15 protein-coding genes are annotated in these 20,670 nt (G+C 68.2%); 3 read left to right on the forward strand and 12 right to left on the reverse strand.

Going from position 1 to position 20,670, the window contains the following annotated elements:
• Positions 1 to 27: 27 nt before the first annotated feature.
• The 9 genes from ACUN0C_RS12245 to coxB all read right to left on the reverse strand — a co-directional run bounded on the left by ACUN0C_RS12245 (position 28) and on the right by coxB (position 9,938).
• Positions 28 to 426, reverse strand: a complete 399-nt coding sequence (locus tag ACUN0C_RS12245) for a type II toxin-antitoxin system VapC family toxin (protein WP_445466654.1) — start codon at positions 424 to 426, stop codon at positions 28 to 30.
• A gap of 74 nt (positions 427 to 500) precedes the next feature.
• Entirely contained in the window at positions 501 to 815 is a 315-nt protein-coding gene (locus ACUN0C_RS12250; RefSeq protein ID WP_445466655.1) for a hypothetical protein, read from the reverse strand.
• Entirely contained in the window at positions 815 to 1,816 is a 1,002-nt protein-coding gene (gene nrfD / locus ACUN0C_RS12255; protein WP_445466656.1) for an NrfD/PsrC family molybdoenzyme membrane anchor subunit, read from the reverse strand. The genes ACUN0C_RS12250 and nrfD overlap by 1 nt, the downstream gene beginning before the upstream one ends.
• 59 nt (positions 1,817 to 1,875) lie before the next feature.
• A complete protein-coding gene (locus ACUN0C_RS12260; protein ID WP_445466657.1) occupies positions 1,876 to 2,739 on the reverse strand; it encodes a 4Fe-4S dicluster domain-containing protein in 864 nt (287 codons plus the stop codon).
• Positions 2,736 to 5,936, reverse strand: coding sequence for a formate dehydrogenase (gene fdh / locus ACUN0C_RS12265; protein WP_445466658.1), 3,201 nt, complete (start codon positions 5,934 to 5,936; stop codon positions 2,736 to 2,738). Before fdh ends, ACUN0C_RS12260 begins: the two co-directional genes overlap by 4 nt.
• Complete coding sequence (locus ACUN0C_RS12270; protein ID WP_445466659.1) at positions 5,933 to 6,172, reverse strand: hypothetical protein; 240 nt, start codon at positions 6,170 to 6,172, stop codon at positions 5,933 to 5,935. Before ACUN0C_RS12270 ends, fdh begins: the two co-directional genes overlap by 4 nt.
• A gap of 180 nt (positions 6,173 to 6,352) precedes the next feature.
• Positions 6,353 to 6,712 (reverse strand): hypothetical protein, encoded by a 360-nt coding sequence (locus tag ACUN0C_RS12275; protein ID WP_445466660.1) that lies wholly within the window; start codon positions 6,710 to 6,712, stop codon positions 6,353 to 6,355.
• A complete protein-coding gene (ctaD, locus tag ACUN0C_RS12280; RefSeq protein WP_445466661.1) occupies positions 6,709 to 9,222 on the reverse strand; it encodes a cytochrome c oxidase subunit I in 2,514 nt (837 codons plus the stop codon). Before ctaD ends, ACUN0C_RS12275 begins: the two co-directional genes overlap by 4 nt.
• Positions 9,219 to 9,938, reverse strand: a complete 720-nt coding sequence (gene coxB / locus ACUN0C_RS12285; RefSeq protein WP_445466662.1) for a cytochrome c oxidase subunit II — start codon at positions 9,936 to 9,938, stop codon at positions 9,219 to 9,221. The genes ctaD and coxB overlap by 4 nt, the downstream gene beginning before the upstream one ends.
• A gap of 33 nt (positions 9,939 to 9,971) precedes the next feature.
• Between coxB and ACUN0C_RS12290 the strand changes: the two genes are divergently transcribed.
• Positions 9,972 to 10,457 carry a DUF2231 domain-containing protein gene (locus tag ACUN0C_RS12290; RefSeq protein ID WP_445466663.1) on the forward strand — a complete coding sequence of 162 codons (486 nt, stop codon included), beginning with the start codon at positions 9,972 to 9,974 and terminating at the stop codon, positions 10,455 to 10,457.
• On the opposite strand, the gene ACUN0C_RS12295 is transcribed toward ACUN0C_RS12290, so the two are convergent.
• On the reverse strand, positions 10,421 to 10,918 hold the full coding sequence (locus tag ACUN0C_RS12295) for a CopD family protein (protein WP_445466664.1): 498 nt from the start codon (positions 10,916 to 10,918) through the stop codon (positions 10,421 to 10,423). The two genes, ACUN0C_RS12290 and ACUN0C_RS12295, sit on opposite strands and share 37 nt — an antisense overlap.
• Entirely contained in the window at positions 10,918 to 11,679 is a 762-nt protein-coding gene (locus tag ACUN0C_RS12300; RefSeq protein ID WP_445466665.1) for a cytochrome c oxidase assembly protein, read from the reverse strand. The genes ACUN0C_RS12295 and ACUN0C_RS12300 overlap by 1 nt, the downstream gene beginning before the upstream one ends.
• 306 nt (positions 11,680 to 11,985) lie before the next feature.
• Between ACUN0C_RS12300 and ACUN0C_RS12305 the strand changes: the two genes are divergently transcribed.
• Positions 11,986 to 14,565, forward strand: coding sequence for a PAS domain-containing protein (locus ACUN0C_RS12305; RefSeq protein WP_445466666.1), 2,580 nt, complete (start codon positions 11,986 to 11,988; stop codon positions 14,563 to 14,565).
• A gap of 121 nt (positions 14,566 to 14,686) precedes the next feature.
• On the opposite strand, the gene ACUN0C_RS12310 is transcribed toward ACUN0C_RS12305, so the two are convergent.
• Positions 14,687 to 15,070 (reverse strand): hypothetical protein, encoded by a 384-nt coding sequence (locus ACUN0C_RS12310; protein ID WP_445466667.1) that lies wholly within the window; start codon positions 15,068 to 15,070, stop codon positions 14,687 to 14,689.
• Between the two features lie 600 nt (positions 15,071 to 15,670).
• Between ACUN0C_RS12310 and ACUN0C_RS12315 the strand changes: the two genes are divergently transcribed.
• The gene (locus tag ACUN0C_RS12315) at positions 15,671 to 20,533 is read left to right on the forward strand and encodes a M10 family metallopeptidase C-terminal domain-containing protein (RefSeq protein ID WP_445466668.1); all 4,863 of its coding nucleotides are present in this window, start codon (positions 15,671 to 15,673) and stop codon (positions 20,531 to 20,533) included.
• The last annotated feature ends 137 nt before the right edge of the window (positions 20,534 to 20,670 follow it).

Raw genomic sequence — 20,670 nt, forward strand, 5'->3', positions numbered from 1 at the left:
CTCCCCAAGACGACCACCCGCTCCGGCTCATGCCCGCAAGGCCGAGAGCGGCACGACCCGCACCAGCCCGGCTGCGCTCTCCCGCAACGCTCCGTCTTCGGCGATGAGCGCGTCGGCCTGGAGCTGCGTCAGCGCCAGGTACTCGGCGCCGAACGTGGATTCCATGTCCGCCCGCGCGGCGAGCTCCCAGGCCCGGCGCCGCAGAACCGCATCGCCGAGGTACCGGACCTTGAGCCTCCCGAACCGGGCCTTGAGCGCGAGGCCCGCCGATCCGTCGAGCTCGCCCCGGCGCACCCTTCGGTAGAGCAGGTTCAGGACCTCCGAGCGCAGCAGGGTGGGCGCCAGAAGGCTGTGGCCCAGCCCAGGTACGATCTCTTCCTCGACGATGCGCAAAGCGGTACCGCTGTCGATCACGAAACGGGTCACTGGCTCCTCCTCCCGCTCCATTCGGCCCTTCTGTCGCGCCGCATCATGATCGCGATGGGCGGCGGAAGGAACGTTTAGCGGGCGTCGGCGCTCTCGTGCTCGTCGAGGACCTTCGAGAGCTGCTCCCGGACCTGCTCCATCCGCCGGAGATGAACGCCCATCAGCGGGTACTCCGCGCCGAAGGCGAGGCTCGTGACCGCGTTGATCTGGTCGAGCGCCCTGCGGTCGAGCCGCCCCTGCCGCGCGTCGTCGATCATATGGTTCCGCAACGCGATCACCTGCCGCACGGCGGCGGCGACGGTCTCGTGACCGACCTCGGGCCCGGCGGCGAGGGCCTCGTCGAGCGCGTCGATTGCCGATTGCGCAATGGTGCGGGCCTGCCGGTCCATCACCGGCCCTCCCCTCCGGGTGTCGAAGACGGTCCCGGGCCGTGCGGCCGCCGTGCTGCAGGCACTCCCGGCTGCGCGACGCGGAAATACCTGCGGGGATCCTCGGCCGACCGCATACCCTTCGTGAGCGTACGGTGGCGCAGCCACATGCCTCCGGCGAGCACGGCGAGCGAGCCTGCAACCGACCACACGACGGCGCGGTCACGCGACGTCCGGCTCAGGCCATAGGCGGCGAGCGGGAGCGCGCCGCCGAGAAGGAGGTGGCCCGCGTCGAGGCCCGGCGGCGCGTTCCTGCGGCCGCTTCCGGGTGACACGTCCCGCGCGCTCTCCCGCGCCGGGAGCGCGTCGGCGGCCATGCCCGCGAGCGTCGCGGCGGTGGCGACCGCGTCGAGCCGGTCGGCATTCCCGTCGCGGCCGGAGAGGCGCTCGCCGATCGAAAGGGCGGCAGCGCCGCTCGCCGCCGCGGACAGGCCGAACTTCAGGCCGAGCCGGCGCGGCTGGACGGACCATTCCGGGGTGCTGGTGGCGGAGAGCAACGCGGCGGTGTAGGTGCTCGCCCCCGCCCCCGCGACGGCTGCCCCGATCTGGGCGATGTCGGCCGCGCGCCCCGCGACCCGGCCCACACCGCTCCGCCCGCCGGCGACCTCGCCGAGCAGCGTGATGCCGGTCAGCCCGCCGAACGCGCCCAGGATGTAGGTGCCGATCGACATCGGCGAGGTCGGCCGGAAGATGCGCAGCATGTTGTACCAGCGCTGCGGGGTGCGGAGATCGGCGATCAGCAGGGCTGCGCCCGCCGCGGTGCTCGCGGCAGCAAGGTAGCGCGCATTGGCGATCATGCCGCGGTAGCGGCGGCGGTCCGCAACCTGCCCGAGGGCGGCGAGGCCCTGCGCCGATCCTGCGAGCCCGGCGAGAAAGATGTATCCGCTCACCGTCCAGTCCCACGGCGCGGGCTTCAGCGCCGGCCGGCCGTAATAGCTCTCGCCCGAATAGGGTGCATGCATGCCGGCAACGACCCCGTCGGTTCGTGCCGGAAGCGTCCGCCCGCATGGAGCCGACGCCGTCATCGCCGCTCTCCCCCGTTTGCCAGGAAGGCGAGCGCGAGGCCCGCCATGCCGGCAAGCGCCGCGAGCCCGGTGCCGAAGGCCGGAGCGATCCTGTTCGCCGGGCGGTCGGGACGGCTCGGCAGGTTGTAGACCTCCGGCCGGTCGAGAAGCAGGAAGAAGGCGTTGAGGCGCCCGAGACCGCCGGTCGCCCCGGGGGTATCGGGCGCGCCGTAGAGATAGGCGTTGCGCTCGCCGCGCTCGTGCAACTGCCCGACCCGTTCGCGGGCGCGCCTGTCGAGCTCTTCGATCTCGCCGAACTGGATGGACTCGGTCGGGCAGACCTTGGCGCAGGCGGGCTCCAGCCCCCCTTTCAGCCGGTCGTAGCAGAGCGTGCATTTGTGCGCCTTGCCGTCGAGCTCATCGAGTTCCACCACCCCGAACGGGCAGGCCGGCACGCAATAGCCGCAGCCGTTGCAGACGTCCTGCTGCACCACGACCGTGTCGAACTCGGTCTTGAAGATCGCGCCGGTCGGGCAGGCGTCGAGGCACGGCGCGTTGGCGCAATGCTTGCAGACGTCGCTCATCATGAGCCAACGCCCCGGCGCGCCTCCTGGCCGGCTGCCGTCGTCCTGGCCGTCCCGCACCTGCTCGACGAAGGCGACGTGGCGCCAGGTCGTCGCGGAGAGCGACCCGGTATTGTCGTAGCTCATGCCCGTCAGGGCCATTTCCTCCGCCGGGAGCTGGTTCCACTCCTTGCACGCCACCTCGCAGGCCTTGCAGCCGATGCAGAGCGTGGTGTCGGTGAAGAAGCCGTAGCGCCTGCCGGGCTCGATGCGCGTGCCTGCGGTGCGCTCCGCCTCTTGCCGAAGGGGCCCATTCATGCCGGCGCCCTTTCCGGCCGTGGCGAGCGACGGAGCCGCCCTTTCCGGATCGCGCAGGTGAGCGCCTTGTTCTCGTGCATGCTGGTGTTGGCGTCGCCGACGGCGGCGGTGAGCACATTCGCGATGTCGCCGGTGGCATAGCCCTGCCACCCGAAATGCCAGGGCATGCCGATCTGGAACACCTCGCGCCCGTCGATCCGGAACGGCTGCAGCCTGCGCGTGACCATCGCGCGGGTCTCGATCTCGCCCCGCGCGGTGGAGAGCACGATCCAGTCGAGATTGCCGATCCCAAGCCGCTCGGCGAGCTCCGGCGGGATCTCGGCGAAGCCCTCCGGCTGCAGCTCCGCCGTGTGCGGCACGCCGCGCGTCGGGGTGCCGCCGCAATGGTGCTCCGTCAGCCGGTAGGTCGTGAGCGCGTGCGGATAGCGCGGATCGGCGACCTCATGCAGCCGGTTGCCTTCGCGCGCGAACCTCTTTGCGACGGGGCTCGACTGCTGCGCGTGGAGCGGGTTCGCGACGGGGCTCTCGACAGGCTCGTAATGCGTCGGCAGCGGGCCGTCCTTGAGCCCGGACGGCACGAACAGCATGGCCCGCCCGTCCGGCATCATGATGAAGGGTTCGTCGCCGCGCAGCGCCGCCATGCCGACCGGCCTCTCGGACCAGTCGGGGCGATAGCCCGGCGGCTTCTCGGGCTCGAAGTCGACATTGTCGAAGCTCGCCCAGCGCTCGCTCTCCTCGTCCCACCAGACGAGACGCTTGCGCTCCGACCACGGTCTGCCCGCGGGATCGGCCGAGGCGCGGTTGTAGAGCGTCCGGCGATTGGCCGGCCATGCGAAAGCCCAGCCGAGATGGGTGCCGGGACCCTCCGGCCCGTCCGGCTCCCGCGACCGGGTCTGGTTGTGGTCCGCGGTCGGATGGGCGCCGCAATAGATCCAGCTGCCGCAGGCGGTGGAGCCGTCGGCCCGCAGGTCGTTGTAGCTCTCGATCTGCTTCCGCTCCGGCCAGGTGTAGCCGCTGATCTCCTTGAGGACGTCCGTCGCTTCGACGTCCTCGCGTTCGCCCTTCGTCCGGTAGTCCAGCGTAAGGCTCCGGATCGGCTGGTCGCGTTCGGCGTCGCTGTCCGCATAGAGCGCCTTGAGGCGGCGCGCTAGGTGATGGATGAACCAGAGCTCGGACCGGCTGTCGCCGGGGCCGTCCACGACCTTGTCGTGCCATTGCACGAGCCGGTGCGTGTTCGTGAAGCTCCCCTCCTTCTCGCCAGCGAGTTCGGCGGGCATCAGGAAGACCTCGGTCGCGATGTCCTGCGGCCGAAGCTCGCCGTCGCGGATGGCGTGGCCGTTGCGCCAGAAGTTCGCGCTCTCGATCTCGTCGGTGTCGCGCACCACCAGCCAGTCGAGCTTGCCGAGGCCGCGCTGGATCATCTTCGAGTTGCTGCCGCCGATCACGACGTTCTGGCCGAGCAGGAAGAGCCCCTTGAGCAGGCCGTCGTCCATGGCGAGCGTCATGGCGAGCTGCGAATGGTCGCCGACGATCTTCGGCAGGAAATGGAAGCCCCACTCGTTGTGCGGCCCGACGGCGTCGCCGTACCAGGCGCGCAGCAGGCTCGTGAAGTAGTCGGGAAAATGCGCCCACCATCCCGTTGGGATGGTCTCGTCATCGAGGAACTGGGAATAGTGCCGCGCCTGCGGCTTGAAGGCGTTCGGCTGCGGCAGGTAGCTCGGCAGCATGTTGTAGAGCGTGGGGATGTCGGTCGAGCCCTGGATCGAGCAATGGCCGCGCAGCGCGACGATGCCGCCGCCCGGGCGGCCCACGTTCCCGAGCAGCATCTGCACCATCGCCGCCGAGCGGATCATCTGGACGCCGACCGTGTGGTGGTTCCAGCCGACCGCGTAGCAGACGGCGCCGGTGCGCTCGCGCCCCGAATTGTGCGCGAGTGTCTCGGCGATTTCCAGGAAGAGCGCCTTCGGGCAGCCGGTCACACGCTCCACGGCCTCGGGCGTGTAGGGCGCGTACTGCCGCCGCATGATTTGGAAGACGCAGTTCGGGTGCTGGAGCGTGTAATCCTGCTCGGGCGGCTTCTCGTGCAGCCGGCAGGTCATCTCCGAGAAGGATTCCGCGGTGTTCAGGTAGTGCTCGGACAGCGCGGACGGCACCACCAGGCCTTCGTACTGCCAGCTGTCGAAGTCGTAGGCCTGCCGCTCCTCGTTCCAGCCGGAGAACCGCCCGTCGAGCGCGCTCGCTTCGCGGAAGCCCGGCTCGATGATCGTCGCCATGTTTGTGTAGGGCAGCGCGTAGTCGCGGAACCAGAGATCGTTCTCGATGAGGTGCCGGATGATGCCGCCGAGGAAGGCGATGTCCGTGCCGGCCCGGATCGGGGCGTAGATGTCGGCCAAGGCCGAGGTGCGGGTGAAGCGCGGGTCGACGTGGATGACCTTCGCCCCGCGCTCCTTCGCCTGCATGACGAAGCGGAAGGCGATCGGGTGCGCCTCGGCCATGTTCGAGCCCATGATGAGCACGCAGTCCGAGTTGGCGAGGTCCCATTGCGGCATGGTCGCCGCGCCGCGTCCGAAGGAGGCGCCGAGGCTCGGCACCGAATTGGAGTGGCAGACGCGCGCCTGGTTCTCGATGAAGACCATGCCGAGGCCGCCGCCGAACACCTTCTTGATGAGGTAGTTCTCCTCGTTGTCGAGCGTCGCCCCGCCCAGCGATCCGATCGCCAACGTGTGATTGACCTTGGTCCCGTCCGGCAGCGCCTCCACGAAGGTCTCGTCGCGGGTCTCCTTGACCAGCCGGGCGATGCGATCCATCGCCCAGTCGAGCGGCCTCTCCTCCCATTCGGTGCCATGAGGCGCGCGGTACTTAACCCTGGCGAGCCGGTCCGGATTGCTCATCAGGCTGAAGAGCGTCGCGCCCTTCGGGCAGAGCGTGCCGGCATTCACCGGGCTTTCGGGGTTGCCCTCCACATGGGTGATCCGCCCCCCGCGCGCATGGACGAGGACGGAGCAACCGACGGCGCAATACGGGCAGACGCTCGTGCCGACGGTGTCGGACTGCTCCAGCCGCGGGCGGAGCCTCTCGGATGCCGTGCTCCGCGCAGCATCCGAGCGGTGGTCTGCGCCGGCGATCTGGCGGGGCAGGGACCAGTCGCGGAGGAAGCGGCCGAGCCGCCCGGCGGAGCCGGGGGACACCGTATTCATGCCGGAGAAACCCGCGGCGAACTGAGCGAGATCTCGCGAGCGAGGTTGGCGATCCGGCCGGGCGCCGCGTCGTAGCGGACGGTCACGCGCCGGCCGCTCGCGACGAGTGCGGGCAGGTCCTGGGGCTGGACGCGGGCGAGCCGATGCAGGAGGAAAAGGGCGGAGCGGCCGTCCTCCATCTCGAGTCGGAAACGCCCTTCCTGAGCCAGAGCAATGCGGCCGGATGCTGATGGCATGAGGTTGTCCTCCCGGCGGACAACCCTGCCTTCCGCGAATGGTTTCACGGCGTCGGGTCGGGCGGGGGACGCGCGGGCCCGGTTCGCGCGCGGCCGGACGGCCGGATCACCGGATCTTGAAGGCACGTGTTCGGAAGCGCTTCGCGGGACGGTGCAGACAGCGCACTTCTTCGTCCCGTCTCAGGTGCAGGCGGAAGCGCCCAGGACCGGTACCCCGATCCAGGCCGTGGCTGCGAATGCGGCGAGCATCGCCGCGAGGCTGGCGAGGTCGAGAAATGCGGCCGTGCCCCGACCGTCTCCCTCCTGCGCCCGGACCCGCCGCCAGCACAGGCGGACGAGCCAGGCGAGCGCCGCGAGGTGTGCGGCCCAGAGGCCGAGCAGGAGCACGCGCAGCATGCTCAAGGGGCCGACATGGCGGCCTTGCCAGCCCAGTTCGCAGCCGACCGAGAGGAGCCCGTAGAGCGCGATGAAGGCTAGGCTCCAGACCACGAAGCCGGCCGGCAGCAGGATGAGGCCGATCGCCCGGTGCGACAGGCTCATGGCGTCATCACCAGCGGCATGCCGTGGAGAACGAACGCCGTCGCCAGCACGACCAGGGCCGTATAGGCCTGCCAGAGGCCGGCGATCCGCAGGTCGGCGGTCCGGCGGGGCGAGACGTAGCCCTTGGCGATGCGCCAGCGTGCGAAGCCGGCGAAGACGATGCCGAGGCCGGCGTGCAGGGCGGCATAGAGACACAGCATCAGCATCACGGCGCCGTAGGCATGGCCGGTCGGCGCCGGGACGCGGGTTGCGAGATAGGCGAGCGCCGCGGACGCGAGGCTTTGCCCGGCGACGGCGAGGAGGATGCTGCTCCCGCCATAGCCGGCCCGGCCTTCGACAGCCGCCCGTGCCGCCTGCGGCATGGCCCAGGCCGCAACCAGGCTACCCGCGATCGCTGCGAGAGAAGCGAGGTGGCCGCCATCGAGGAGGGTCGCCGGCGGCCAGGCCGGCGCCACCACCCACAGGAAGAGCGCACCGAAGACGAGTGAGGCGAAGAAGGTCGCGTCGGCCGCCAGCGCGAACACCATGGCCCACCAGGAGGCCGGCCCTTCCGCTTCGGGATGCGGCGGGACGGCGACGCCGTTGCCGATCGGCAGGGGGCCGTGATCGCGCCGCTGCCCCGACTGGGTGCTCCAGAGGAGGAAGCTCGCGACGGTGGCGGCGAAGCCGAGCGCGGCGAGCGGATAGAGCTTGAACAGGAAGGACAGGAAGAAGACCCCCGTCGCCGCCGCGCTGACGAGCGGGAGGTAGCTTCGCCGCGGCAGGATCAGCACCTGGTCGGCGCGGCCCGACGTCATCTCCACGCCGATCGTCTCCTGCCAGCCGTGGCGGGTGAAGCCGAGAAAGCCGCGGCCGGCGGCGAGGTCGCTGCCGAGGGCCGGGACGTCCTTGAGCGGCGAGCGCGAGTCCACCGCCGGCAGCGAGCCGAAATTGTAGGCGGGCGGCGGCCGCGGAAGCGACCATTCGAGCGTGCCCGCCTGCCAGTTGTTGCGCCGCTCGCGCCGTCCGAAGCGCGCCTGCAGGATCATGTCGGTCGCGAACAGGGCGAAGCCCATCGCCATCAGGAAGCCGCCGATGGACGAGACGAGGTTGAACCAGTCCCAGCCGAAATCCGTCGGATAGGTGTAGATGCGGCGCGGCATCCCCATCAGGCCGGTCCAGTGCATGATGAAGAAGGTGAGATTGAAGCCGATGAAGATCAGCCAGAACGCCGCCTTGCCGAGGGCCGGGAACGGGGCGCGGCCGGTGAACAGCGGCAGCCAGTAATAGGCGCCGGCGAGCATCGGGAACACGAAGCCGCCGACGAGGACGTAGTGCATGTGCGCGACGACGAAATGCGTGTCGTGCGCCTGCCAGTCGAACGGGACGATGGCGACCATCACGCCCGTCAGGCCGCCGATCACGAAGATGAAGAAGAAGCCGAACAGGTAGAGCATCGGCAGCTTCAGCTGCGGTCGGCCGGAGAGCAGCGTGCCGAGCCAGGCGAAGATCTGCACCGCGGTCGGGAACACCACGGCCGTGCTCGCGGCCGAGAAGAAGCCGAGGGCGAGATGCGGGATGCCCACGGTGAACATGTGGTGCACCCACAGCCCGAAGCTGAGGAAGGCGAGCGCGATGATGCTGACGACGATCCACGTGTAGCCGAGGATCTCGCGACGCGCGAGAACCGGCAGGACGGTGGAGACGACGCCGGCGGCCGGCAGGAAGATGATGTAGACCTCCGGGTGGCCGAACAGCCAGAAGAGGTGCTGCCACAGGAGCGGGTCGCCGCCGCGCTCCGGATCGAAGAACGGCAGGTCGAAGGCGCGCTCCGCCTCCAGCAGGATGGAGCCGACGATGAGCGGCGGGAAGCCGAACACCATCATGAAAGCGGTGACCAGGAAGTACCAGGCGAGGAGCGGCATGCGGTCGAGCGACATGCCGGGCGCGCGCACCTTCAGAACGGTGACCACGATCTCGACGGCGGCCGCCACCGCCGAGACCTCGACGAAGGTGACCCCGATCAGCCAGACGTCGGCATTGATGCCGGGCGAATACGGCCGCGAGGTGAGCGGCGTGTACATGAACCAGCCGCCGTCGGGCGCCGCCCCGACGAACATGGCGGCGAGCATGATCGTGCCGCCGAAGAGATAGCACCAGTATCCGTAGGCACTGAGGCGGGGGAAGGCGAGGTCGCGCGCGCCGAGCACCTTCGGCAGCATGTAGATCGCGAGCCCCTCGAACAGCGGGATCGCGAACAGGAACATCATTATCGAGCCATGCATGGTGAAGATCTGGTTGTAGATCTCCGGCCCGACGAAGGCGCTGTGCGAGGTCGCGAGCTGCGCCCTGATCAGCATGGCGAGGACGCCGCCGATCGCGAAGAAGGCGAACGAGGTGAAGATGAACCGCTTCCCCACGATGTTGTGGTTCACGGCGGAGAGCCGGGGCCAGCCGCGGGGCGTGCCCCACACGGCCTCCAGCTGCCTGTGGAGGCGGACGGGCGTGATGGCGGGGTTCGGCTCGCTCATTCGGATGTCTCGCCGGTCTGGGCGGGCTCTGCGGCGGGTTCGGTGACCTCGGCAAGCGCGCGCGCATAGTCCTCGGGAGCATGCGCCTCCACCAGCATGTGCATGCGGGTGTGGCCGGTCCCGCAGAATTCGGCGCAGACGCCGTGATAGGCTCCGGCCCGCGCGGCCACTAGCCGGAGCACGTTCACATGACCCGGAATGGCGTCCATCTTGCCGGCGAGACGCGGCACCCAGAAACTGTGGATCACGTCGGTGCTGGTGATGTGGACGTCGATGGGGCGGTCGGCGGGGATGTGCATGACGTCGATCGATTGCCGGGTGCCGCCCTCGGCCTCGGGGTAGCGGACAACCCAGCGCCACTGCTCGGCGATGACGTCGACGCGCAGGACGTCCGGCCGGCCGGCATGGGGCAGCAGGCGCTCGCCGGCGAAGAGCCCGTAGACGAGGAGGGGCGCCAGCGTGACCGTCGGAAGGACCAGCCCGCCCCCGACCAGCCAGCGCGGCGGGGCGACCCGTGTGCCGCTGCCGGGGCGCAGGAAGGCGACGGCGAGCAGCACCATCACCATGGCGAAGAGGACGGCGGCGCCGGCCAGCATCACCCACCACAGGGTGGCGATCGACTGCGCCGCCGGGCCGCCGGGCTCCAGGGTCGAGAGCGGGCCGGCGCAGGCGCTCGCCGACATGGCTGCGGCAATGAGCAGGAAACGACTGGGCACGCGGCGCGTTAGGCTTGCCGATCGAGAGGTTCCATGGCCAATCCCGTCATCGAGGAAGTCACCAAGCACGACACCAGCTCGCAGGTGGCGGTGGCCGGCCACCCGATCCACGCGATGCTCGTGACCTTCCCCATCGCGCTGGTGATGGCCACGCTCGGCTGCGACGTCTTCTACTGGTGGTGGGGCGATCCGTTCTGGCCGCAGGCGGCGCTGTGGGCGAGCGGCTTCGCCTTCTGGCTCGGCATCGCCGCCAGCGTGGCGGGCACGGCCGAGCTGCTGCTCGTGAAGGGCATCCGCAAGCGCGCGGCGAGCTGGAACCATGCCGTCGCCGCCGTGACGCTGATCGCGATCGCCGGCCTCAACTGGGGCATGCGCGTCGGCAACCACGAGGAGGTCGTCCTTCCCCTTGGGTTGGCGACGTCCGTGCTGGCGGCGATTTTCGTCGGCCTTGCGGGCTGGCACGGCGGCAAGCTCGTCTTCGATCATGGCATCGGCATCATGGTTTCGAGCAGGGACTGAAGCCCGCCCGGCTGCCGCATGACGTCAGGCAGGAGAGCGGGGTCCAGGTCCGGCTTGCCGAGCACAAGGAAGAGGACGCAGCACGCGACGACCACGGTCGCACCCGTGGCAAGCAGCTGGCGCCATCGCGCGTAGCGCCGGCCGGGCTCGAAGAGACGGACGAGCACGTAGCCCTGGCGCACGTGCAGCCCGACGAGCATCCCGACGAAGACCAGCTTCAGTATCATCCAGGGCGTGAAGACCTCGCGCGCGAATATCAGCGCCGCGCCGCTCGCCACCGCCACGAAAGCGGCAGGCGAGACGATGCGGACGAAGGCGTCGCGCACCATCCGATGGAAATCATGTTCGAGCTCCCGGTGCGCGAACCGCCCGCGCATCGCGAACAGGCTCGGGAGTGCGATCAGCCCGCCGCACCAGATCACCAGCGTCGCGATGTGGATGGCCTTGAGCCATGGCACCATCAGACGCGGCCCGTTTGCGAAACCGAGGCGGTCGACAGGGTCCGGCCGACCAGCACGAGCGCGGCAGCGAGATAGGGCAGCGCCGCGGGCACCCACATGATCAGCCCGGCGAGCTGCTGGTCTTCCATCTGGGTGAGGCCCCAGGGTTCGGTCACGCCGGCATGCGCCGCATAGAGCGGCGCGCGCGCGAAAGTGATGAGCGCACCGAGCAGGCCCATCTGGATGATGCTGCCGAGCGCGACCGTCATCCGGGGCAGCATCGGGCCGTCGCGCAGGAGGCATCCCCACAGAAGGAGCGCCGAGCCGAGCAGCGACACCTGCATGACCCAGTAGAGCAGATCGCTCGACAGAGCGGCCGCGTAGGGCTGCGGCAGGTGCCAGAGCCAGAGGATGGCGGTGTGGCCGAGAAAGACGAGCGTCAGCCGTCCTCTCGCCGCATCGGCCGTCTTGGCGAGGGCCGGCAGGCTCATGACGATCAGCGGCGCAACCACGGCGGTGAGCACGACGTGATGGAGCACGCGGGCGGAGAACAGGGCCGAGCTCAGGGCGCAGAGCGGGGAAATGAAGAGGATCGCGAGCAGGATCCAGGCGAGAGCCGCCGGCCCCCTGCGTGCATTGGGATCAGCCGACCTGCGGCGAATCGCGACGAGGTGTCCGGCGAGCATTGCAGCCATTGCGGCGAGGAGGACCGGATCGAAGTTCCAGGTCGCAAGGATGTCGTGCGGCACAGGCGCGGGACCGCAATAAGCAACGGCGTTCACCCCTTCACCTCCGCGCACTGTTACACGAGCGTCTGCCGCAGCTCACGGGCCTCCCGGACGCTCGCGCGTATGGACCCGGTCGCCGTCCGCCTGCCCCGCGGTCCGCCGCCTGGTCCGCACCGTCGTAGTCTAGGGCCGGCCGCGGAACGAACAAGGGCAACAGCGCCCTCGACGGATCGCGACCCGGCGGAAGGCGGATGATGGCCGCCGAGCCTTTGCATGAGGGGGATTGCCGGATAGAGGGGGAACTCAAGACGCGCAGACGGCGCTTCTGCCCGTCTTCCGTGCGCAGCAGGGACGATTGCGATGGAAATCGAGGCCGGGGCTGCATCCGATGGGCGGCCGGGCGGCGCAAGCGGAGCCGCGCCTGGCCAGCTTCAGGACGAGGCGATATTCCGCGCTTCCCCCAACCCCTATGTCGTTGTCGATCCGCAGCTCAGGATCGTTGCCGCGAACGAGGCCTATCTGCGGGTGACGATGCGTGCGCTCGACGACATCCTCGGGCGCAACATGTTCGACGCCTTCCCGAGCGATCCTGGGTCCGATAGCCGCCGCCTTCTGAACGGCTCCTTCGAGCGCGTGCTCAAGGAGAGCCGGCCGGACCACCTGCCGCTCATCAAGTACGACATCCGGCGCCCCGACGGCGGTCTCGAGGAGCGATACTGGAGCGCCACCCATACGCCCCTTTTCGATGGCGAGGGCCGGGTTGCGCTTATTCTCCAGCACACGGTCGATGTCACCGAGCTGCACGGCCTCCGGGAGATGGCCCGCCGGAATGTCGGAGCCGAGCCCGCCCACTCCATCGAGAGTGGCGTGCTGTCGCGGGCGCGGGCCGTCGAGGACCAGCGGACGGCTCTCGAAGGCGACGTCCGCCGGCTTCGCGATCTTTTCGCGCAGGCGCCCGGGTTCATGGCGGTGCTGCAGGGGCCGCGCCACGTCTTCGAGATCGCCAACCACGCCTATCGCAAGCTGGTCGGCAACCGCGTCCTGGAGGGGCGCACCGTCGGCGAGGCGCTGCCCGACATCGAGGGGCAAGGCTTCTACGAACTCCTCGACCGCGTCTACACCACGGGCGAACCGTTCGTCGGCGAGGGCGTGCGCGTCCTTCTCCGGGACGAGCCCCACGCCGCGCCCGTGGAGCGCTACGTCGACTTCATCTATCAGCCCATCCGCAACGCGGAAGGCGCCGTCACGGGCATCTTCGTCCAGGGCCATGACATTTCCGACCAGAAGCAGGCGGAGCGGGCGCTGAGGGAGACCGAGGAGCGTTTCCGTCTCGTCGCGGAGAGCGCGCCCGTCATGCTGTGGATGGGGGACGCCGAGGGCGGCTGCCTCTATCTCAACCGCGCGCTCCGGGCGTTCTGGGGCGTCGAGCCGGAGGAGATCGCGGGCTTCGAGTGGGAATCGACGCTTCACCCCGAGGATGTCGAGGCGGTACACGTCGCGATCGGCGGCGCGATGCGTGCCCTTTCACCGGTCCAGGTCGAGGCGCGCTATCGCCGCGCCGACGGCGCCTGGCGGATATTGAGGACCGAGGCCCAGCCCCGCTTCGACGCGGAGGAACGCTTCGTCGGGATGATCGGCGTCAACGTGGACGTCACCGGGACGCGCGCAGCCGAGCAGGCCCTGCAGGAACTCAATGCCACGCTCGAGGAGCAGGTGAGCGAGCGCACCCGCGAGCTTCGCGAGCGCGAGGAGGCGCTCCGCCAGGCCCAAAAGATGGAGGTCGTCGGCCAGCTCACCGGCGGCGTCGCACATGATTTCAACAACCTGCTGCAGGTCATTGTCGGCAATCTGGAGATCCTCGAGCGCAACCTTCCCGACGATATGCGGCGCCTCCGACGCGCCGCCGCCAACGCGATGAACGGCGCCCGCCGCGCCGCCACGCTGACCCAGCGGCTGCTCGCCTTTGCCCGTCGCCAGCCGCTCGAGCCACGGCCCCTCGCCCCGAACAAGCTGATCGCCGACATGTCCGACCTGCTCTACCGCACGCTCGGCGAGACGATCGAGGTGGAGACGGTGCTCTCGGCCGGCCTCTGGCCGGTGGAGGCCGACGGCAACCAGCTCGAGAGCGCGATCCTCAATCTCGCGGTCAATGCCCGCGACGCCATGCCCGGCGGCGGCAAGCTCACGATCGAGACGGCCAACACGCGGATCGACGAGGCCTACGCGGCGACCCATGCGGAGGTCGCCCCCGGGCAGTACGTCGTGATCTGCGTCTCGGACAACGGCCACGGCATGAGCAGGGAAACGGCGGCGCGCGTCTTCGAGCCGTTCTTCACGACCAAGGAACCCGGCAAGGGAACGGGCCTCGGGCTGAGCATGGTCTACGGCTTCGTGAAACAATCCGGCGGCCACGTGAAGATCTATTCGGAGCCGGGCCACGGCACGACCGTCAAGATCTATCTCCCGCGCCTAACCCGTGAGCACCAGGAGGCGGAGGCGGTGCCGGCGAGCATGGTCCCGGAAGGCTCGGGCGAGGAGACGATCCTGGTCGTGGAGGACGACGACGACGTGCGCAGCTATTCGAGCGCAATCCTGCGCGAGCTCGGCTACCGTGTGATCGCAGCCCAGGACGGCCCGGCCGCGCTGCGCCTGCTCGGCCGGGAGCGGCGGGTGGACCTCCTCTTCACCGATGTTGTGCTCCCCGGCGGCATGACCGGCGCCGACCTCGCGCGCGCTGCGGCCGTTGTCCGGCCCGACCTGAAGGTCCTCTTCACCACCGGCTACGCGCGCGACGCCATCGTGCACAACGGGCGGCTGGAAGCCGGCGTCCAGCTCATCACCAAGCCTTTCACCTATGCCGATCTCGCGGTGAAGGTGCGCGACGCCCTCGACCGTGCAGTGTGCCCGGACGATCCGCACAATTCTTCGCTGCCGACCTGATTGCGGCTCTCCGCTTGTTGCCGTTTGCAAACCCGGTTCGGCCGAGAGATCGCCGCCACCCGGCTATTGCCGGACCTCGCCTGTGCGATGCACGGGAGCCGTCAGGCGCTGAGCCCTTCGATCACTTCGCCTCCGGCGCCGTGCGCATCATCCGTCTGGCTTCTTCGGCAAGAGGATGTTGCGGATGGCGGGCGATGAAGCTGTCGAATGCGCGGTCCCGCCGCGCCTGGTCGAAAGCCCGATAGACGTCGGCGTCGGGATCGCCGGTGCCGCCCGGCGGGTCGGCCGCCGGCCGGCGCGAGAGCAAAGCGCGCGCCTCGTCGGCGAGGCGGTGCTGTGGATGGCGGGCGATGAACCGTATCAGGGCCGCATTCGTGCCGGCTTCCCTGGCGTGCCTGAACTCGTCGGCCATGACCGCCTCGTAGTCCGGCGGCGGCAGCATGTCGCCGGCGCGCCGCGGGCGATCGGGTTGTGCCGCGACGACTGCTTCCTTTTCTGCGGTCATCGGTCCGTCCCCTCTGGTAAGGCGACCTGTATCGGCGCATGCCGAGCCTGCGGCGATCGCAAGGATTGCGGCCGCAGGCGCAGGATGAAACCTCTTCAGGACGACCATGTGTAGCATCGCGTGATCTGGCGAGGGTGGAAAGCGTCCGGCGCAATAGAGGCGAATTCGTGTTCGCCGGCCGGCTAAGCGGAGCCTGACAGGCGCAGACATCCCTGATGCACCCTTCCTGCCTCTCGTCCCGCACCATGCCGCTGGCCTTAGCAAGCCGCACCGCCCGCCCCGTCCCGATGGTCGGAGCGGAAGATCGAAGCCCTGCAGGCACTTGAGCAGCAGCCACTTGCATCATGCAATGCTGGAACCGTGAGCCGGCACATGGCCGGCCCCTAATCGAGTTTACGCAAAGTTTCGGTGACTTTTTCTGCAAGTTGCGGGATGCATGTGTGTGCTTTCAAGATGAGATCGAGCATGATAGTGTGCTCATCTCAAGTTGGCACAAGTGAAGAGCGGTACTCCCCGGCGGTTGCCTGAAGCACTCGGCTGTGCAACCGTGGATATGGTGGGAGTAAAACTACTTCAGATGCCGCGCCGGGGAGGGGTGTCATGACGAACGATCCGCGCCATTCAGGCTTCGAATTCGCAGTGGATGAGTTCAGCTTTGCGGAGGATTCGTCCACCGCATGGCCTGCCGTTTCGGATCTCGTCGCGGACCTGAAGTCCGAATCGCCCCCCAACTCATCCTCGTCCAGCCATGACGGCGACGACAACGCGTCCGAGGACGCCGGCCGCGCGGCCGAAGCAGATTACACATCCGCGCGGGTTTCCGCGCCGGACGTCAGGGTGGCGAACCTGTCCTCCGCCGTCGCAGAGGACGAAGCCGCGTCCGCTCCGTTTGGCGGCGCAAGCCTCCTTTCGCCGCTGGACAGCGCGCCTGCCGTGCGCTCCGCTCCGCAGGTCACGGAAGACGAGGGCCTTTCCGATCCATTGGCGCCGTCCGAGCAGCCGGATGCGACCGGGCCCGGTCCCGTCGCAGACGCTGGTTCTCCCCCGACGCCCGAGGAGAACGGATCCGGCGACACGACGGCTGCGGTTGCAGCCTCCGGCGACCAGCGCATCGACGGCCTTCTGAGCGGCGTCCGGTGGTCAGACGGCTTCATCACCTACAGCGACCCGGATTCGACCGCCGACTATCAGGCGGGCTACACGACGGAAGAGCCGCTGAACAATTTCAGCCAGGTCAGCGCGCAGCAGATGGTGGCCGTCCATTTCGGCTTGAACGCGGCCATCTACACGCAGCCCTCGGGGGCGGCCGGGTTCTCGGTCGAAGGCTTCACCAATCTCGGCATCGATTATGCGGGTAGCGGGTCCGGTGCTGGCACGATCCGCGTCGCGAACACGTCGGATCCGGGCACGGCCTACGCCTATTATCCGCACAACAGCATCTGGGGCGGCGACGCCTTCTTCGGGCCGAGCGGCGACTTCCCGACGGCCGGCAATTACGACTGGCACACGGTTCTGCACGAGCTCGGCCACTCGCTCGGCCTCGCGCATGGTCATACGGGCGGTGCCTATGGCGCCCTGCCAGCCGCCTATGACTCGCTCGAATATTCCATCATGACGTACCGGACCTATGTCGGCGGTCCGCTGAGCGGATACAGCTACGAGACCTGGGGTGCGCCGCAGACCTTCATGATGCTGGACATCGCCGCGCTGCAATACATGTACGGCGCGGACTACTCGGTGAACTCCGGCAATACCGTCTATTCCTGGTCGCCGACGACGGGCCAGACCTTCGTCAACGGCGTCGCCGCGATCAATCCCGGCGGCAATCGCATCTTCGCGACGATCTGGGACGGCGGCGGCATCGACACCTACGATCTGTCGAACTACACGACGAACCTCAGCATCGACCTTGCGCCCGGCGCGGATTCGACCTTCTCGAGCGCGCAGCTCTCCTATCTCGGCGGCGGCGTGTATGCGAGCGGCAATATCTACAACGCGCTGCTCTACCAGGGGAACACCGCCTCGCTGATCGAGAACGCGATCGGCGGCTCCGGCCACGACACGATCTACGGCAATGACGCCGCGAACACGCTGACCGGAAATGCGGGCAACGACAACCTGTACGGGATGGAAGGCAACGACACGCTGAACGGCGGTGCAGGCGACGACACGCTGAAGGGCCTCGGCGGCAACGACACGCTGAACGGCGGCGACGGCGCCGACTACCTGACCGGCGACGACGGCAACGATGTGCTGAACGGCAACGCCGGGAACGACACGCTCTATGGCGGCGACGGCACCGACACGCTGAACGGCGGCGACGGCGACGACTATATTGAGGACACCGGCACCAACACCGTCAACGGCGGCGCCGGCAATGACTACATCAAGAATCTCTTCGTCACCGGCGGCACCTGGGACGGCGGCACCGGCATCGACACGATCGATCTGTCTGCGGACAATTTCACCGCCACGATCAATCTGTCCTCCGGCTCCTTCACGCTGTTCAGCGCCACGTTCACGAATTTCGAGAACGTTGTCGGCACGCAGGGGAACGACACGATCACCGGGTCGAGCGGGGACAACGTCCTGAGCGGCCATACCGGCAACGACACCATCTACGGCGGCATCGGCAATGACACGCTGAACGGCGGCGACGGCAACGACCTGCTCTATGGCGGGTTCGGAACCGACACGGTCAACGGCGGCGCCGGCGACGATGTCATCTACGTGCTCGACGGCGAATTCGGCGACGACGTCGACGGCGGCGCGGGAACCGACACCTACAATTTCGCGAGCTTCGCCAACTATTACGTGGTGATCAACCTCGGGGCCGGGACGTCCCAGGTCTACAGCAGCGGCGGCGCCGCGTTCGGCCCGCAAAACACCGTCGCCAATATCGAGAACGTCACCGGCGGCGCGCTCAACGACATCATCACCGGGTCGTCCGGCAACAACATCCTTATGGGGGGTGCCGGCAACGACGTGCTCGACGGCGGTTCGGGAACCGACCAGCTCTATGGCGGCGCCGGCGATGACGTGCTCATCCAGAACTTCGGCGGGCCCGGCGAGCTCATGGACGGCGGTGCCGGCAACGACACCGGCGACTGGTCGTACAGTAATATCGGCGACAACTGGATCATCAGCCTCGAGGACAACACCGCCCGGATCGGCGCGACGGTGTACGCCAACCTCGTCTCGATCGAGAACGTCGTGGGCGGGCAGAACGACGACACCATCACGGGGAACAGCGGCAACAACGTCCTCGACGGGCAGGCCGGCAACGACACGATCTATGGCGGCATCGGCAACGACACGCTTCTCGGCGGTGCGGGCAACGATCTGCTCTATGGCGGCTTCGGGACCGACACCGTGAACGGCGGCGCCGGCAACGACGTGATCTACGTCCTCGACGGCGAGTACGGCGACAATGTCGACGGCGGCGGCGGAACCGACCGGTACGACTTCTCGGCGTTCGTGAACTACTACGTCGCGATCAGCCTGGCCGCGGGAACTTCGCAGGTCTACGACAGCTTCGGCAATCCCTTCGGCCCGCTCAACACGGTCACCGGAGTGGAGAACGTCACGGGCGGCGCCTTGGGCGACACCATCACCGGCTCCGGCACCGCGAACGTGCTCGACGGTAATGCCGGCAACGACTTTCTGAGGGGCCTCGCCGGCAACGACACCCTGATCGGCCGGGACGGGAATGATATCCTGGATGGGGGAGCAGGCGACGATATCCTGCATGGTGGCGCGGGAATCGACGAAGCGAGATACGGCTCTGCCACGGCTGGGGTTACGGTTGACCTTGCGCTGGCCGGCGCACAGAACACGGGCGGGGCCGGGATCGACACGCTGACGGCGATCGAGAATCTGACCGGCTCTGGTTTCGATGACACGCTGCTCGGAAACAATGCAGCTAATGTCCTCCGGGGTGGAGATGGCAACGACACGCTTGGCGGCAGGAACGGAAATGACACTCTGGTCGGCGGGGCCGGTGACGATATTCTGGATGGCGGCCCCGGCAATGACATCCTGAACGGCGGCACCGGAGTCGACGAGGCGTCCTATGCTACGGCAACCGCCGGGGCGACGGTCGACCTTGCGCTTGCGGGTGCCCAGAACACCGGCGGCGCCGGTATCGACACGCTGACGTCGATCGAGAATCTGACCGGGTCCGGCTTCGATGATACGCTTCTCGGGAGCGGTGTCGCCAACATCCTGCGCGGCGGAGCCGGCAACGATACTTTGGCGGGTCGGAACGGTGCCGACAGTCTCTTCGGAGAAGCAGGTAATGACGTTTTGGACGGAGGCCCCGGCAACGACATACTGAATGGTGGCCCCGGCATAGACGAAGCGTCCTATGCCACGGCCGTCGCTGGGGTGAATGTCGACTTAGCTCTGGCAGGTGCCCAAGCTACCGGCGGTGCGGGGACAGACACTCTGATCGCTATCGAGAACCTGACCGGGTCCGGCTTCGGGGATACCCTCTTCGGCAACGGAGCGGCCAATGTGATCCGGGGCGGTGCCGGGAACGACACGCTCGGCGGCCGGAACGGCGACGACAACCTGGTCGGAGATGCTGGCAACGACATCCTGGACGGCGGCAACGGCAACGATATTCTCGATGGCGGAGCCGGAACTGACGAGGCTTCCTATGCCACGTCGATCGGTGCTGTGACTGTCGACTTGGGTGTCGCCGGCGCGCAGAACACCGGCGGGTCGGGAACCGACACGCTAATTGCGATCGAGAACCTCACCGGGTCCAAGTTCGGGGATACGCTGCTCGGAAATGGATTTGCCAACGTCATCAGGGGCGGCAATGGCAACGACAGCCTGACTGGCCGGAACGGCAATGACAGCCTCTTCGGCGATGCCGGCGATGACATTCTCGAAGGCGGAAATGGCAACGACGTGCTGAATGGCGGCGCCGGAACCGACACGGCCTCCTATGTGACGGCCGTCGCCGGTGTGACTGTCGACCTTGCGGTGGCTGGCGCACAGGACACCGTCGGAGCGGGAATCGACACGCTCGGGGCGATCGAGAACCTGACCGGGTCCCGGTTCGCCGACACTCTGTTCGGCAACGGTTTTGCCAATGCCATCCAAGGCGGAGGCGGCGACGACTCGCTCAGCGGCCGTAACGGCGATGACATCCTGTCTGGCGGAGGGGGGACGGACACGCTGGACGGCGGCAGAGGCAACGATACGCTTACCGGCGGTGCCGCAGCCGACATCTTCTACTTCGGCCTTAAGAGCTTCGGCAACGACATCATCACGGACTGGCAGGACGGGCTCGACAAGGTGAACGTGAGCGCTGCGGGGCTCAGCTTCGCGAGCTTCACCGAGGCCCAGGTCGGTGCGGACACGGTCCTCACCTATTTCGACGGCGTGAGCAACAACACGATCACCTTCCTGAACGTGAACCAGGCGCTGATCGAAGCCTCCGACTTCATCTGACCGGGCTCGGCCGGATCGGGGGACGGCAGTGGAACAGCCGTCGGAAGCACGAACGGACGCGAACCTCGCCACGAGGTCATACGAGCGAGGCTCGCGTCTCCCGCCAGACGAGGAACGAAACGGGCTGACTCTGCTGC

Source organism: Faunimonas sp. B44 (genome assembly GCF_052655945.1).